This window comes from Microbacterium sp. CCH5-D1 (assembly GCF_001557335.1).
GTDB lineage: Bacteria > Actinomycetota > Actinomycetes > Actinomycetales > Microbacteriaceae > Microbacterium > Microbacterium oxydans.
The window spans coordinates 38,601-52,007 of record NZ_LSJW01000315.1 but is presented as its reverse complement, the minus strand read 5'-3'; the positions used below and the strand labels follow the sequence as shown (position 1 = coordinate 52,007).

Sequence of the window (13,407 nt, the reverse complement as noted above, 5' to 3'; positions counted from 1 at the left end):
GGCTCACGCGAGAAGCGTCTCCCCGATGTACCCGCCCTCCGTACATCCGGGCGGGATGGCGAACACCGCGGACCCGATCGGGACCGTCCATTCGTTGAGCAGGTCGAGCTCGTCCAGTCGACGCTGCATGGGGATGAACTGCCGCTCGATGTCGGCCTGGAATGAGATGAAGATCAGCCCGGACTCGGAGACTTCGGAGCCGACCGGACGTTCGTCGTAGTTGTACGCGCGGCGGAAGATCCTCTCGCTGCCATCGCCGCGCGCGCGCCGGATGTGCGCGAACTGCGGGATCACGGGGAACCCGATCGATGTCTTGGCCTCGAAGTCCGGTTCGTCGAACTCCTCCGTCCCGGTCAGTGGCGCCCCGTTGGCGAGGGTCCTCCCCACGGAGGCATCCCGACCGCCGCGGTCCAGCCGGTCCCACTTGTCGAGGTCCATCCGGATGCGGCGGAGCACCATGCCCGTCCCGCCCGCCAGCCACCCGTCCGCGCTCCACACGACCCCGTCGAAGTCCGCCGTTCCCGGTTCGGTGTTGGTGGTGCCGTCGACCTGCCCGAAGAGGTTGCGCATCGTCGTCCCTGGGCGCTCTGTACCGTAGGCGCGACGGAAGCCCTGCTGGGTCCATCGGATGCTCGCGAAGCCACGGGCATCCTTCAACAGCATCCTCGTCGCGTGGGCGACCGTCAGCGGGTCGTCACCGGCGATCTGGATCAGAAGGTCGCCGTCCGAGAACTCCGGCCGCAGCTGATCCACACCGAACGCCGGCAGAGGCGCGAGCCACGTCGGGCTCGTTCTGCCAGCGCGGGCGACCAGGTCGGGGCCGAAGCCGAAGGTGATGGTCAGCCGTGCCGGTGCGAGGGCGAGCTCCGGCTCGGAATCAGCGAGGGCGGGGACCCCCTGTGTGAGCCGGGCCGCGTCGTCCGTCAGGATCCGCATCAGGCGGACGAGCCCTTCGCGGTCCACGTCATCATGGAGGTCGAGGCCCACGAAAACACCGTGAGCTTGCGCTGCGGTGTCGACACCGGCCTGGTGCGTGCCGAAGAAGGGCACCGACTGGTCGCCGTTCATCGGAGCGGCGACCGGCTTCGCGTCGTCCTTCTGATCGTTCAGGGCGAGATCCACTCCGACCGCCGCGACCGCGCCGACGCCGGCGACAGCTCCTCCGAGGAGGAACTGTCGCCGGGTCGACCCGGTGCGACGGGAGCGGGCGCCCTCAGCGGGCGCCGACATCACTGCCCCGAGCCGTCTTGCATGTCGCCGCCCTCGTAGTTCTCGTTCGCACCGGAGTATTCCTTGACGGGTGCGGTGAACTCGAATGTCGAGTCGTCGGAGAAGGTCAGGGTGAAGGTGACGTCACTGCCTGCGGTGAGGGGACCCGTCAGATCCATCATCATGATGTGGTTGGCGCCGGGCTCCAGAGGGAGGCTCCCGCCGGCGGGAATGATGAAGCCGCCGTCCTTCTCGCGCATCACCATCTCTCCGGCCTCGTTCTCGACAGTCTCGTGCAGCTCGAGCATGTTCGACGCCTCGGACGCGACGGAGACGACGGTCACATCGTCGTCTCCGCTGTTGACGAGTGTGCCGAATCCTGCCGACATGCCCTCGTCGGCCGACTTGACCCAGGCATCCTCGATAGTCACGGTCTCGCCGGCCGGGCGCGGCGCCGATTCGGTCGGAGTGCTCTCCGGAGTGCACCCCGTGAGTGCGAGGAGGGAGACAGCGATCACAGCTGCCAGACGGGGAAGGTTCTTCGTGGTGTTCATGATGGTGTCTTTCACAGGTCATCTGCCGCGGAACCGCCGGCTTCCGGCGGTGCGGCTGCCGTCCGAGGACGGCGAAGGAATCGAATGGCGACGAAGACGAGGACGGCGATCGTCGCCCCGCCTGCGCCGATGAGCAGCACCCTGGGGATGCCGCCGGAATCTGCTGCGGTCTGATCCGACTGTCCTGCGGATGCCGGAGGGTTCTCTGTCGAGCCGCCGGCCGTCGGGGCCCGCATCGGCTCGGCATCGCCGACCGTGAAGGGGATGACGCCCGCGATCGGGTGGCCGTCCTCCGACACGACCTGCCAGCGCACCTGATAGCCCGCGACAGGCATCTCGGGAGCGAGCGGGGCCGTGACGGTGCGCCCGGCGACCGTGACGTCGCCGGCGACCCAGTCCTTTCCCGAGGCGTCGACGACCAGGACGACGGCCCCGGTCAGCGACTCGTCGAGGATCAGGAGCTCGCCGGAGAACGTCATCGTGATGCTTCCGGGGGCGGATGCCAACCGCTCATCGGCGGCCGGAGTGCTGAATACCAGCTGGTCGTGGGCAGACGCGGGTGTGGCGATCGCGAGGGTCGCGACCGTCGCCAACGCCAGCCCGGCCGCAATCCTGCGGACAGGGGACATGGGAATGGCCTCTCATCAGACGTCGCGTGCGCGACGTTCATGCATGCGTTCAGAACCCGCGCGCATCGAGCGCGCGGCGGTGACGCACCACGGGGCCGGTGGGCCCAGGGCGCGGATCAGATCGCAGCGGCGAGAGGGGGTGCACGACCTCTGAGAGTCGCGAGAAGGATGAGGCTGGTGGCCTCATCGACGTCGAACCGCCCGGGAAACGCATCGACGACGTCGATACCGGGGAGCACGAGGACGTGATCGACACGCCGACGCACCCACCGGATGAGCTGAGCGGCGAGATCCCGCACGGCGATGAGCAGGCGCTCACCGCGGTACAGCGCCGCGATCGTCAGCACGGCGGCGAGAGCGTGTCCGACCCACATGGACGCGTCAGCGCTCACTTCCGCCGGAATGCCCGTCGTCGGGGGAATCACCAGAGGGCCGCCGTGCACGTGTGGTGTCGAGACGCCGGACGGCGTGACCGTGCCGAGTATGAAGAGCGTGTGGAAGAGGAACTGGCTCATCGCCACGGACAGCCCGAGGCGGATCAGCGAGAGCGACCGCCCGGCGAGGAGCACGCAGATCATGAATGAGAACACCCACGGCACGAGGATGCCGAGCGGCCCCGGCATCTGCCCTCCGCCGGTGACGTGACCGGCGAGGGCGACGAAGATCGCCAGGGAGGAAGCAGCGAAGCCGCGGATGACGGCTGGCTTCCTGGACTCGGTCACGGCACCAGTCTGGCATGGACGGCGCGGACACCTCATCGCATGCCGCAGCGCCGCGTCCGCTCTCAGCTCATTCGCGCGGTGACTTCGGCGCTCTCTTCACGACGTCGTATGCGGAGAGCGCAGCCTTCCGCGTCTCGCCGAGGTCGACGATCGGCTCTGTGGGAGCGTCGGCTGCCCAACGGGAGATGTAGAGGTTCTGGGGGTCGAACTTCTTCGCCTGGAGCTCGGGGTTGAACACGCGGAAGTACGGCGCCGCATCGGCGCCCGAGCCCGCGACCCACTGCCAGTTGAACGGGTTGTTCGCCTCGTCGGCGTCGACCAGCGTGTCCCAGAACCACTCCTCTCCGCGGCGCCAGTCGATGAGCAGGTTCTTCACCAGGAAAGAGGCGACGACCATCCGCACCCGGTTGTGCATGTAGCCGGTGTGCCAGAGTTCGCGCATCCCGGCATCCACGAGCGGTACACCTGTCTCGCCGTGCTGCCAGGCGTCCAGGTGCGCGGGGTCCAGCGGCGGCCAGGGGAAGGCGTCGAACTCCGGACGGAGGTTCTCGGTGGCGAGATCGGGGGAGTGGTACAGCGTGTGCCAGGCGAACTCGCGCCACCCCAGCTCGGAGAGGAACCCGCCCGCCCCCTCGACGCCGACAGCCTCTTGCCATACCGCGAAGGGACTGATCTCCCCCCAGCGGAGGTGCGGAGACAGCAGCGACGTGGCTCCGGCGGCAGGTTCGTCCCGCGCCCGGTCGTAGTCCCGGAGGTCCTCGTCGAGGAACCGACGCAGACGTCGTCGCGCCGCGGGCTCGCCGGGTTCCCAGGCCTCGCGAAGTCCGCCTGCCCAGTCGGGCCGGGTGGGCAGCAGACCCCAGTCGCCGAGGTCATCGGATGCGGGTGCATCGCCCACGCCCGGAATCGAGCGGGGCTCCGGAAAGGGAGCGCGGGGGGCGGGAAGAGAGAGGCACGCGCGCCAGAACGGCGTGTAGACGGAGTAGTGCGTTCCGCTGCCCGTCGTCACAGTCCACGGCTCGTGCAGCAGGGAGCCCGCGAACGAGACGGTCTCGATCCCATCCGCCCGCAGGGCGGTCTTCAGAGACGAATCGATCTCGCGCTCGGCGCCGCCGTACCGTCGGTTCCAGAACACGGCTCCCGCGTCGATCTCCGAAACCAGCTCGCGCACGACACGCTCGGCGGCGCCGCGGCGCAGCACGAGATCACCGCCACGCTCGCGCAGGCGCTCCCCGAGCGACGCGAGCGAATGATGGAGCCACCAGCGGGCCGCACCGCCGAGAGGTCGGACACCGGGGGATTCCTCGTCGAGCACGTAGAGCGCGAGCACCGGTTCCCCTCGATCGATGGCAGCCCGAAGCGCCGGGTTGTCTGCGAGCCGGAGATCATCTCGGAACCATACGAGCGAGGGGGACGTCATGATGTCATTCTCGTGGAGTGCGCGATCTCGGGTCACGCGCGACGCCGGTGGCTGCGTCGGCCGCGTGGGGTCGAGTCGCCTGTGGACCACAGCGCCCACAGGACCAGGAGCGGCTGCAGGAAGAGCCTGCCGAGACGTCGTGCATCCGTGTCGAGTCCCGGCGTCGAGCGCTTGGTCCGCCACTGGTGGACGTTGCCCGGCATCACTGCGACGAAGAACGCGGCGGTCGCCCAGCCGATGCGGCGGCGTTCCTTCGGGAGGACGAGCAGTCCTGCGGCGAGCGCGATCTCGGCGGCGCCCGAGGCGATCACGATCGTGTCCTTGTCGAGTCGAGTCAGGCGGGTGGCCCAATCGGGCACGACCACACGGAATCCGCGGGTGCTGAGGAAGTGGCCGACCCCGATCGCGCCGAGCGCGATCGCCAGGATCCATCGTGCGACTGCTCTGTCCATCCGTTCACGTTACGTGATGCTCCCCGGTGCGCGGATGACGTCCGCTGTGAGTTCCGCCTCACTCCACGAGGGACGGCCTCTCGCTCTCCCAGGAGCGGAACGCATCGACGATCTGCGGAGTGCGGGTGTGATGGAGGTAGTGCTCGCCGTCGAGCGGCACGACGGTGCCATCCGCGACGGTTGCGGCCTGCTCCTCGTGCACCTGCAGCCACGTGGGCACGGTCGGATTGTCGGAGACGACGAACAGCAGCAGGGGAAGGTCTTCGGGGAACGTCGTTCCGAGTGCGTCTCGGAAGTTCACGGGGAGCAGTGACATCGCGTTCAGGTAGGTCGGACTCAGCGTGTTCCGATCGGTGAGCAGGGCGATCTGCGCGCGTGCTTCTTCGGAGTAGACGGCCTCGTCGTACCCCGTGCCGCGAATCGAGGCGATGAGACGAGCGAGTCCGAGGTTCTTCGCAGCGCCGAACAGCCCGACCGGCAGCTCCGTGTCGGAGCCCGGCTGGCCGGGGACGCTGCTGTCGATCCCCACGAACGCCCGCACCTCGTCGGGATAGCGATTCGCGAACTGGATGCCGTAGAGGCCCGCGATGGAATGCCCCATCAGCACGTACTCGTCGACCCCGAGCTGCTGCAGGGCGGAGTGGGTCTCGCTCACGATGTTCTCGGTGGTGCGCGGCTGATCCGTACCGTCGCTCAGCCCATAGCCGAAGGGCTCCACCACGATCACGCGATGGTCCTGCGCGAGCTCGGCGACGAGCGGCTCGAAGTCGAGGACGGGCGATGCGGTGCCGAAGCCGGGAAGGAGCACCACGTCCTCCGCGCCCTCGCCGACGATCAGCACGTTCATCTCCCGACCGTCCACAGCGACCTTCTGCCCGTAGGGTTCGATGCGATCCTGTTCGATCGCGGTCGCGACCACGTTTCCCACGGTGGTCGTCGCAAGGCCCAGCGCGACCACCCCGGTGACGGAGGCGACCGCGATGAGCGTTCTCTTGACGTGCTTGTTCATGCAGACCTCTCCGAGCGCACTCCGTGTGCAGCCTCCCTTCCAGCTTTCCGATGCGCGTGCGCTACCGCATCGTCGTGCCGTGGGCATTCGTGTACCGCGATCGCGGTATCCCGTCTCATCCCGCCGGGGGATCCCCGGCGCGACGGTGCGCGGAATACTGGTCTGATGTCGGCAGCTCGTCCTCCACGAATCGCGTCGCTGTTCGGCGACGTGCTCGCCGTGCTCGTCGTGACGCTGTTCGCCGTGTCGCCGTTCCCCGACGACGGCTTCCGCGCGGACGGATGGCTGATGGTGGTCGCGCTCCTGCCGGCGGCCGCGATGCTGCTCCGTCGCCGTTTCCCGCTCTTCACGCTCGCCGTCAGCCTGGCATGCGCCGTGTTCCTGGCGTTCGCCGGAGTGGTGTCACCGAGTGCGCTCATCGCTGTGGCGATCAGTGCATTCGCCACCGTGGATCGGCGCGGGCGTCTCGTGGGGGTCACCGCCGTTGGCGCGGCGACGGTGATCGTGTTCTTCGTCAGTGCGATTCCGCTCGGCGGCGATCTCTGGGACGCCCGCGCGCTGCAGTTCGTGTTCATCGTCGCTCTCGCAGGCGCGCTGGGAGACGCCACCCGGTCTCGCAGGGAATTCGTCATCGCGATGACCGAACGCGCGGAACGTGCGGAGCAGGGACGCGAGGAGGAAGCGCGACGTCGGGTCGCCGAGGAGCGGGTGCGCATCGCTCGCGACCTGCATGACGTGGTGGCGCACCAGATCTCGGTCATCAGTCTGAACGCCGGCGTCGCCTCATCCGCGTTGGACCTCCGGCCGGAGCGGGCGCGGGAGGCGCTGAGCACGATCCGTCGTTCCTCGCGCACGGTTCTCGCCGACATCGGGGGACTGATGGCACTTCTTCGGTCCGACGACCCTGAGGACGTCCGTGATCTGCGCCCGCAGCGGGGACTCGCCGATCTCGACGCTCTGGTCGCGCAGTTCCGCGAGGCAGGGCTCCGTGTCGAGCTGCAGGACGCCCCGGATCGACCGCAGCTGTCGCCGGCAAGCGACCACGTCGCGTTCCTCGTGATCCTCGAAGGTCTGACGAACGCCCACAAGCACGGGGCAGGTGACGCGGCGCTCGTCCGGATCCGCACTGAGCAGGACTCGCTCCGACTCACCATCGTCAATCCCGCGGTAGATGAGGCGGGGGCTCCTGCCGCGTCAGGGGGTCACGGGCTACGAGGGCTTCGCGAGCGCGTCGTCGCCGTTCGCGGCGACGTGCAGACCGGCAGGGTCGGCGAGGAGTTCCGACTGGATGTGCGGATTCCGCTGGAAGGAGGTCAGCGATGATCCGTGTGCTCGTGGTCGATGACCAGCCGCTGGTTCGCCAGGCCGTTCGTGACATCCTGATCGACGGCGGCGTCGAGGTGATCGGCGAAGCGGCGAACGGGCGAGACGCCGTCGCGCAGGTGCGCCGGTCCAGCCCCGATGTCGTCGTGATGGACATCAGGATGCCTGAGCTCGATGGGATCGCGGCCACCGCCCAGATCACGGGTTCGTCCCCGTCCTCGGCGACCCGCGTGCTCATCCTGACGACTTTCGAGGAGGACGACTATGTCGTGGCAGCCCTTCGAGCCGGCGCCAGCGGCTTCGTGGGCAAGGGAGCGGAGCCGGAGGAGATCGTCGACGCCGTGCGGGTCGTGCACCGGGGGGATGCGCTCCTCTCCTCGGCGGCGACTCGTTCGCTGATCGAGCGTTCGGTGCTGCCGCAGCTCCCGCGTGCTGAAGCATGGCACGATGAGCCGTTGCGACAGCTCACCGACCGCGAGCGTGAGGTGCTGCTCCTCGTGGCGCGGGGCGATTCGAACCAGGACATCGCCGAAGCACTCGTGATCTCACCCCACACCGCGAAGACCCATGTGAATCGCATCATGTCCAAGCTGCAGGCGCGCGATCGGGCCCAACTGGTGATCCGTGCCTACGAGTCGGGAGTCGTGATCCCCGGGGCGTGAACGGCCTCCCGTGAGACGACGGGGCCGGACATGCTCGTGGCGGTCAGGACGACGGGATCATGCGAGTAACCTGGGTATCGACCCAGATGGAGAGAGTTTCTGTGCCTGAAAACGCCCGGCCGAATGACGGCTTCGCCCTGTTCACTGACCGAAACGTCGTCGCGATGCGCGTCAACGGCGAGCTCAAGGACCTCGCCACGACCGTGACCGAGACCGACGAGGTCGAGGCGGTCACGATCGACAGCACGGACGGATTGAACATCCTCCGTCACTCGGCTGCCCACGTGCTGGCGCAGGCGGTGCAGCGCATCAACCCGCAGGCGAACCTCGGGATCGGCCCGCCCATCACCGACGGCTTCTACTACGACTTCGGCGTGGAGACCCCGTTCACGCCGGAGGACATCAAGGCCATCACCAAGGAGATGCAGCGCATCGTCCGCGAGGGCCAGCGGTTCGTCCGCCGTGTGGTGACCGACGAGGAGGCCCGCGCCGAGCTCGCGAACGAGCCGTTCAAGCTCGAGCTCATCGGGCTCAAGGGCCCGGGCAAGGAGGTCGCCGAAGGCGCCTCTGTCGAGGTCGGCGAGGGCGAGCTGACGATCTACGACAACACCACCCGTGACGGCGAGGTCGTCTGGAAGGACCTCTGCCGCGGACCGCACCTGCCCAATACGCGCATGATCGGCAACGGATGGGACCTCACCCGCATCGCTGCCGCGTACTGGCGCGGCAGCGAGAAGAACCCGCAGCTGCAGCGCATCTACGGCACGGCCTGGCCGACGAAGGACGAGCTCCGCGCGTATCAGCACCGTCTCGAGGAAGCAGCCAAGCGCGATCACCGCCGCCTCGGCAAGGAACTCGATCTGTTCTCGTTCCCCGAGGAGATCGGGTCGGGCCTGTCCGTGTGGCACCCGCGCGGCGGCGTGATCCGCGGTGAGATGGAGCAGCACGCGCGCAAGCGCCACATCGAGGGCGGCTACACCTACGTGTACACCCCGCACATCTCGAAGGAAGACCTCTTCCTCACCTCGAACCACCTCGTCACGTACAAGGAGGGCATGTTCCCGCCGATCGTGATGGACGAGGAGCGCGACGATGAGGGCAACATCACCAAGCAGGGCCAGGACTACTACCTGAAGCCCATGAACTGCCCGATGCACATCCTCATCTACAAGGAGCGCGCCCGGAGCTACCGCGACCTCCCGCTGCGCTTCGCGGAGAACGGCACGGTCTACCGCAACGAGCTCTCCGGCGCACTGCACGGTCTCACGCGCGTGCGAGGCTTCACCCAGGACGACTCGCACCTGTTCGTCACGCCCGACCAGCTCGAGGCCGAGGTCGCCAAGGTCCTCGACTTCATCCTCTCGATGCTCCGCGATTTCGGTCTGACCGACTTCGAACTCGAGCTGTCGATGAAGGACGACGAGAAGTCCAAGTGGATCGGCTCGGACGAGTTCTGGGAGTCGTCGACCGACGCGCTGCGCCGTGTCGCGGTGGCCTCAGGGCTCAAGCTCACAGAGGTCCCCGGTGAGGCCGCGTTCTACGGCCCGAAGATCGACCTCAAGACGCGTGATGCGATCGGTCGCACCTGGCAGCTCTCGACTGTGCAGGTCGACCCGAACCTGCCGGAGCGCTTCGACCTCGAGTTCATGGACAAGGACGGGCAGAAGAAGCGCCCGATCATGATCCACCGCGCGCTGTTCGGCTCGATCGAGCGGTTCTTCGCGATCCTGCTCGAGCACTACGCGGGTGACTTCCCGGTGTGGCTGTCTCCCGTGCAGGTCGTGGGCATCCCGGTGGCGGACGACTTCGCCGACTACTTGGGCGACGTGATCGACACACTGCGCTCTCAGGGCGTGCGTGCCGAGCTCGACACGTCCGACGATCGCATGCAGAAGAAGATCCGGACGCACACGACCGGCAAGGTGCCGCTGCTGCTGATCGCGGGGGAGAAGGACCGCGACGCTGGCACCGTCTCTTTCCGCTACCGCGACGGGGCGCAGGAGAACGGTGTACCGATCGCGGACGCCGTAGCGCGCATCCGCGCGGCCATCGACTCCCACGCCCTCGTGCAGACAGCAGGGGACCTGGCGTGACCGACGGGGAGCAGCCGCTGGAGGATGCCGGACGCCTCGCCGGGGTGCCGGACGAGTTCCAGCGGTTGTGGACCCCGCACCGGATGGCGTACATCCAGGCGGGACCGGAGCCCCTGCGCGAAGAGTGCCCGTTCTGCGAGGCGCCGAAGTTCCCGGATGCCGAGCGGCTGGTCGTCGCACGCGGCGAGACGGCGTACGTGTTGCTGAACCTCTTCCCGTACAACTCCGGCCATCTGCTGGTCTGCCCCTACCGTCACATCGCCACCTACGACCAGGCGACGCCGGAGGAGGTCGCCGAGATCGGCGCGCTCACCCAGACGGCGATGCGCGTGCTGCGCGAGGTCTCGCGCTGCGACGGCTTCAACCTGGGCATGAATCAGGGCGCCGTGGCGGGGGCCGGCGTCGACGCCCACCTGCACCAGCACGTGGTGCCACGGTGGACGTCGGACGCGAACTTCTTCCCGATCATCGCGAAGACCAAGGCGCTCCCGCAGCTGCTGGGCGAGGTGCGCGAAGCCGTGGCTGACGCCTGGCCTCGCCTGAACGCGTGACTCGCGGTGTGCTGAACCCGATGGCTCTCCGGCATCGCTTCGCCGCAGCAGCGATCGTCCTCGGCGTCGCCTCGTCCATGGCCGCCTGTGCACCGCAGCCCGATCCCCAGCGGACGGCGACACCGACTGCGGCACCGACGAGCGTAGAGGACGAGGGGCGCGCCTTCTACCTCGCCCAGGGGTTCGCGGAGAACGAGGGACGCCTCTCTCCGAAGACCCCGGCACAGCAGACGCTGGTCGACGACGTGATCGAGAGCGGAGTCTGGGCAGGCATACCCGATGAGGACGTCGCCTGGATGAGCCTCGAGCTCACGATCGACGTCTGCCTCGTCGCGATCGAGTCCGAGCACCGGGTCGATGCGGGCAAGGTCGGTGACCACATCGATTCCTCCGAGATCATCGGCTCCTGGTCGAATGCGTTCGAAGAGAGCGACCCCGGTCTGCCTTTCATGCTCGGAGGCCTGGCGATCTCAGGCATGAAGTATCTCTGCCCCGATGACCACCCCGGTTGGCTCGCCGCGTATCGCGAGCTGCCCATCCCCACCGGATGACGGACGCCCGGCTCAGCGCACCTGGCGCGCCGTGAACTGCAGCCGCGGGTTCGCGTAGAACTCCTGGGCCTCGACGAGCTGCAGCTCGCGCTCTCCGGACTCGAGCGTCGCCTTGAGCAGGTCGTACACGCTGGACGCCGTGCGCTCGAGCGCGACCTTGGCGCTGCCGGTCTCGACGTAGTGCGCAGTGAAGAGCGCGGCGGTCACGTCCCCGGAACCATTCGCCTTCATGGGCAGGTGCGGGGTCTGCACGAGCCAGGCACCCTTCTCATCGGCGGCGAGCATCTCGATCGTCCCCTCTTCGCGATCGGGGCGCTCGACACTGGTGACGAGCACGGTGCGCGGACCCATCGCGTGCGCGAGATCGACCGACGCGAGAGTGGACTCCAGCGTGTCAGGCTCGGTGTCGGTGAGGAAGCCGAGCTCGAACTGGTTCGGGGTGATGATGTCGGCGACGGGAACCACGCGCTCACGCAGCAGCACCGGGATCGCGGGGGCGACGAAACATCCCGACTTCGCGTTGCCCATGACCGGGTCGCAGGCGTACACCGCGTTCGGGTTCGACGCCTTCACTCGTGCGACGGCGTCGATGATCACGTCTCCGATGCCCTCTCCGCCCTGGTAGCCGCTGAGAACGGCGTCGATCTGGCCGAAGACACCGCGTTCCTCGATGCCGGTGATGACCTCGCGGACGTCACCCGGGGCGATCAGGGGACCGCGCCAGGCGCCGTAGCCGGTGTGGTTGGAGAAGTTCACGGTGTAGACGGGCAGTACCTCGACACCGATGCGCTGCAGCGGGAACACGGCGGCCGAGTTCCCCACATGCCCGTAGGCCACGGCTGACTGGATGGAGAGGATCTTCATTCTCCGACTCTTTCGTTCAGGGCGGGCCGGTGCCCGCGAGGTGTGGTCATCGCCCGGCGGCGACGAGGTCTGCGACCAGCGACTCTGCTTCATCGTCGGACAGGTCATGCACGGTGAGACGCAGATGATGAGAGGGCTCCGCCTTCTCATCGAGCGCGAAGTCGTCGCCGGTGCGGGCGAGCCATCCGCGGCGCATGAGGCGGTCGGCGATGGTCCGAGCCGGCTGGGAGAACTCGACCCACAGGCTCATGCCGTCGGACACCGTGGCCTCGATACCGCTCGCTCGGAGTCGTTCGGCGAAGGCGGCGTTGCGCTGCGCGTAGTGCTCCGCAGCCGCTGCCACCTCCGACATCGCCGTCTCGTCGGTCAGCTGTGTAAGGGCGAGACGCTGCAGCAGGTGGCTCACCCATGTCGTTCCGGGGCTCAGCCGCATCGCGAGGCGCTCGGCGGTCTCCGCGTCCGTCGCTGCGATCGCGAGGCACATGTCCGGACCAAGGAACTTCGAGACAGAGCGTACGAGGGCGAACCGGCGATGCTCGGGGCCGATGAGCGACTCGTAGGGTCGCTGCGAGAGCATCGAGAAGTGGTCGTCCTCGATGATCAGCACATACGGGTGGTCGGCGAGCACGGCACGGAGTTCGGCGGCCCGGGAAGCGGTGAGGCTCGCGCCGGTCGGATTCTGCGCCCGCGGCGTGCAGATGATGGCACGGACGCCCGCCTCCAGCGCGGTTCGCAGACCGTCGACGGTCATGCCCTCGGCGTCGACGGGGACGGGAACCGCGCGATAGCCGCCCAGCCGCACCGTGTGGATGCTCGCGAGGAAACAGGGATCCTCCAGGGCGACGGCGTCATCGCGCATCAGCGCCTGGGCGAGCAGCCGCTCGACGGCGTCGACCGCTCCACTGGTCACGGTGATACGGAAGTCGACGCCGTCGAGGTCGCGCGAGATCCAGCGCGTCGACCACTCCTCGAGTCCACGATCGATCACGGGCTCGCCGTAGAGCACAGGGCGGGAGGCGATGGTCATCAGGGCCGGTGCAGGATCGGGGATCAGGCGGGGGTCGGGGTTCCCTGTGCCGATGTCGCGGAGGACGGTGTCGGGGGCATAGCCTTCCTGCGCCACTGCCTCCAAGCCGGCGACGATGGTCCCTGCTCGTCCGCGAGACAGCACGAGCCCCGCCTGAGCGAGCTGTCGATACGCGGCGACGGCGGTGTTCCGGTTGACGCCGAGCGTGGCGGCGAGCTCCCGCACCGGGGGGAGGACGCTGCCGGGGCGGAGGATTCCGCGGTCGCGCAGGGAGCGCACGCTGTCGGCGATGTCCGCTGCGGTGGTGCCTGTGATCTGGTCGCTCATGGTCCTCCTCAGCG

The 13,407-nt window shown here is 68.1% G+C and carries 14 protein-coding genes; 5 read left to right on the top strand and 9 right to left on the bottom strand.

The annotated features are described in order from the left end of the window. Window positions 1-3: 3 nt before the first annotated feature. The 7 genes from AX744_RS19325 to AX744_RS19295 all read right to left on the bottom strand — a co-directional run bounded on the left by AX744_RS19325 (window position 4) and on the right by AX744_RS19295 (window position 5,995). Complete coding sequence (locus AX744_RS19325; RefSeq protein ID WP_061018744.1) at window positions 4-1,230, bottom strand: Dyp-type peroxidase; 1,227 nt, start codon at window positions 1,228-1,230, stop codon at window positions 4-6. Further along, on the bottom strand, window positions 1,230-1,763 hold the full coding sequence (locus AX744_RS19320) for a copper chaperone PCu(A)C (protein WP_061018763.1): 534 nt from the start codon (window positions 1,761-1,763) through the stop codon (window positions 1,230-1,232). The genes AX744_RS19325 and AX744_RS19320 overlap by 1 nt, the downstream gene beginning before the upstream one ends. Before the next feature lie 11 nt (window positions 1,764-1,774). Continuing rightward, window positions 1,775-2,392, bottom strand: coding sequence for a copper resistance CopC family protein (locus AX744_RS19315; protein ID WP_061018742.1), 618 nt, complete (start codon window positions 2,390-2,392; stop codon window positions 1,775-1,777). Between the two features lie 116 nt (window positions 2,393-2,508). After that, window positions 2,509-3,114 carry a hypothetical protein gene (locus tag AX744_RS19310; protein ID WP_052748648.1) on the bottom strand — a complete coding sequence of 202 codons (606 nt, stop codon included), beginning with the start codon at window positions 3,112-3,114 and terminating at the stop codon, window positions 2,509-2,511. Window positions 3,115-3,181: 67 nt separating this feature from the next. Continuing rightward, window positions 3,182-4,534, bottom strand: coding sequence for a cryptochrome/photolyase family protein (locus AX744_RS19305; protein ID WP_061018761.1), 1,353 nt, complete (start codon window positions 4,532-4,534; stop codon window positions 3,182-3,184). A 32-nt stretch (window positions 4,535-4,566) separates the two neighbouring features. Beyond that, complete coding sequence (locus tag AX744_RS19300; RefSeq protein ID WP_061018740.1) at window positions 4,567-4,986, bottom strand: DoxX family protein; 420 nt, start codon at window positions 4,984-4,986, stop codon at window positions 4,567-4,569. 58 nt (window positions 4,987-5,044) lie between these two features. Further along, window positions 5,045-5,995, bottom strand: coding sequence for an alpha/beta fold hydrolase (locus tag AX744_RS19295; protein ID WP_061018738.1), 951 nt, complete (start codon window positions 5,993-5,995; stop codon window positions 5,045-5,047). Window positions 5,996-6,160: 165 nt separating this feature from the next. On the opposite strand from AX744_RS19295, the gene AX744_RS19290 reads away from it, so the two are divergent. The 5 genes from AX744_RS19290 to AX744_RS19270 all read left to right on the top strand — a co-directional run bounded on the left by AX744_RS19290 (window position 6,161) and on the right by AX744_RS19270 (window position 11,175). Beyond that, entirely contained in the window at window positions 6,161-7,318 is a 1,158-nt protein-coding gene (locus tag AX744_RS19290) for a histidine kinase (RefSeq protein ID WP_061018736.1), read from the top strand. Continuing rightward, entirely contained in the window at window positions 7,315-7,980 is a 666-nt protein-coding gene (locus tag AX744_RS19285; protein ID WP_046747172.1) for a response regulator transcription factor, read from the top strand. The genes AX744_RS19290 and AX744_RS19285 overlap by 4 nt, the downstream gene beginning before the upstream one ends. 164 nt (window positions 7,981-8,144) lie before the next feature. Then, a complete protein-coding gene (thrS, locus tag AX744_RS19280; protein WP_231589656.1) occupies window positions 8,145-10,073 on the top strand; it encodes a threonine--tRNA ligase in 1,929 nt (642 codons plus the stop codon). Next, complete coding sequence (locus AX744_RS19275) at window positions 10,070-10,624, top strand: HIT family protein (protein WP_061018731.1); 555 nt, start codon at window positions 10,070-10,072, stop codon at window positions 10,622-10,624. Before thrS ends, AX744_RS19275 begins: the two co-directional genes overlap by 4 nt. After that, window positions 10,621-11,175 (top strand): hypothetical protein, encoded by a 555-nt coding sequence (locus tag AX744_RS19270; protein WP_061018729.1) that lies wholly within the window; start codon window positions 10,621-10,623, stop codon window positions 11,173-11,175. The genes AX744_RS19275 and AX744_RS19270 overlap by 4 nt, the downstream gene beginning before the upstream one ends. Before the next feature lie 12 nt (window positions 11,176-11,187). On the opposite strand, the gene pdxY is transcribed toward AX744_RS19270, so the two are convergent. Both pdxY and AX744_RS19260 read right to left on the bottom strand, forming a co-directional pair. Next, window positions 11,188-12,039 carry a pyridoxal kinase PdxY gene (gene pdxY, locus AX744_RS19265; protein WP_058633080.1) on the bottom strand — a complete coding sequence of 284 codons (852 nt, stop codon included), beginning with the start codon at window positions 12,037-12,039 and terminating at the stop codon, window positions 11,188-11,190. A gap of 46 nt (window positions 12,040-12,085) precedes the next feature. Beyond that, the gene (locus AX744_RS19260; RefSeq protein ID WP_058633079.1) at window positions 12,086-13,393 is read right to left on the bottom strand and encodes an aminotransferase class I/II-fold pyridoxal phosphate-dependent enzyme; all 1,308 of its coding nucleotides are present in this window, start codon (window positions 13,391-13,393) and stop codon (window positions 12,086-12,088) included. Between the last annotated feature and the right edge of the window lie 14 nt (window positions 13,394-13,407).

Bases quoted from the DNA above. Each gene is read 5' to 3' on its own strand.
- AX744_RS19325 (WP_061018744.1), bottom strand. From the start codon at position 1,230: ATGTCGGCGCCCGCTGAGGGCGCCCGCTCCCGTCGCACCGGGTCGACC.
- AX744_RS19320 (WP_061018763.1), bottom strand. From the start codon at position 1,763: ATGAACACCACGAAGAACCTTCCCCGTCTGGCAGCTGTGATCGCTGTC.
- AX744_RS19315 (WP_061018742.1), bottom strand. From the start codon at position 2,392: ATGTCCCCTGTCCGCAGGATTGCGGCCGGGCTGGCGTTGGCGACGGTC.
- AX744_RS19305 (WP_061018761.1), bottom strand. From the start codon at position 4,534: ATGACGTCCCCCTCGCTCGTATGGTTCCGAGATGATCTCCGGCTCGCA.
- AX744_RS19300 (WP_061018740.1), bottom strand. From the start codon at position 4,986: ATGGACAGAGCAGTCGCACGATGGATCCTGGCGATCGCGCTCGGCGCG.
- AX744_RS19295 (WP_061018738.1), bottom strand. From the start codon at position 5,995: ATGAACAAGCACGTCAAGAGAACGCTCATCGCGGTCGCCTCCGTCACC.
- AX744_RS19290 (WP_061018736.1), top strand. From the start codon at position 6,161: ATGTCGGCAGCTCGTCCTCCACGAATCGCGTCGCTGTTCGGCGACGTG.
- AX744_RS19285 (WP_046747172.1), top strand. From the start codon at position 7,315: ATGATCCGTGTGCTCGTGGTCGATGACCAGCCGCTGGTTCGCCAGGCC.
- thrS (WP_231589656.1), top strand. From the start codon at position 8,145: ATGCGCGTCAACGGCGAGCTCAAGGACCTCGCCACGACCGTGACCGAG.
- pdxY (WP_058633080.1), bottom strand. From the start codon at position 12,039: ATGAAGATCCTCTCCATCCAGTCAGCCGTGGCCTACGGGCATGTGGGG.
- AX744_RS19260 (WP_058633079.1), bottom strand. From the start codon at position 13,393: ATGAGCGACCAGATCACAGGCACCACCGCAGCGGACATCGCCGACAGC.